A 1,235-nucleotide genomic window follows, 5' to 3' on the forward strand; every position below is an offset into this window, starting at 1 on the left:
CATTAGCGTTGCGTTATTGAAGATAATAGTTCTTTGAAATTGTTGCCTGTATTGGATTTGAAGAGAATGTGGTGTGGAAACGATTTGAAAATGATGTGAATTGAAATTTGTATAATTCCCTGATAATCAACATCGATGAATCAGGGCAAATACGTCTTTTCGCAATTAATGTCACTCATTTCGTACAAATCTTTTCTTAAGTGTGTTAATCGATACAATGGAGACTATAAGACCAAACAATTCACTTGCTGGAAGCAATTTCTTTGCATGGCTTTTGGTCAGTTGACACATCGGGAAAGTTTGTCTGATACTGTTTTATGTTTAACTGCCAATTCAAACAAGTTGTATCATTTAGGCATCGGAGAAGTTATTTCAAAAACAACATTGTCGAGGGCTAACGAGCAGAGAGATTGGAGGATTTATGCTGATTTGTGTATGTTGCTTATTGCACAAGCTAAAAGCCTTTACACAAACGAAAAACACAATCTTGAAGTGGATATTGACAGCAATATTTTCGCGATTGATGCCACCATCATTGATGTATCATTGAGCGCTTTTTACTGGGCTAAATACAAGCATACCAGGGGCGGTGTAAAAGTCCACACCCAACTGGATCTTAAAACCTCAATTCCTGAGTTTATTGAGATTACTTCAGGTTCAATTCATGAAATTAATATTCTGGATAGAATCGACTATCAATCAGATAGTTTCTACGTTGTAGACCGCGGCTACATTGATTTTGAGCGATTTTATCGTATTCATTCATCCAATGCTTTTTTTATCACAAGAGCCAGAAGTGACTTCAGCTTTGTCAGAACAAAATCGTATCCTGCTGATAAGCTAAAAGGAGTGATGTGCGATCAAAGAGTACATGCTAAAAAGAAATCAAATTTTTATGTACACAGGTCTTACCCGGAATGCTTCAGACGAATTAAATATTATGATGCTGAACAAGACAGAACATTTGTTTTTCTTACAAACAACTTTACTCTAAAAGCATTAGATATTGCTACATTGTACAAGCACCGGTGGATTATAGAATTATTTTTCAAATGGATTAAACAACACCTGAAAATAAAATCATTCTGGGGCATGTCAGAAAATGCAGTAAAAACACAAATATGGATTGCAATATCTATCTATGTACTGGTAATAATCGCCAAGAAGAACTTCCAATTAAAGCAATCGATATATGAAATACTTCAAGTGTTCAGTATATCAATTTTTGATAAAAC

The 1,235-nt window shown here is 34.7% G+C and carries 1 protein-coding gene; it reads left to right on the forward strand.

The annotated features are described in order from the left end of the window. Positions 1 to 168: 168 nt before the first annotated feature. On the forward strand, positions 169 to 1,235 hold a 1,067-nt coding region (locus tag P2W82_RS24645), incomplete at its 3' end, for an IS4 family transposase (RefSeq protein ID WP_336518626.1).

This window comes from Pollutibacter soli, assembly GCA_029269725.1.
GTDB lineage: Bacteria > Bacteroidota > Bacteroidia > Chitinophagales > Chitinophagaceae > Pollutibacter > Pollutibacter soli.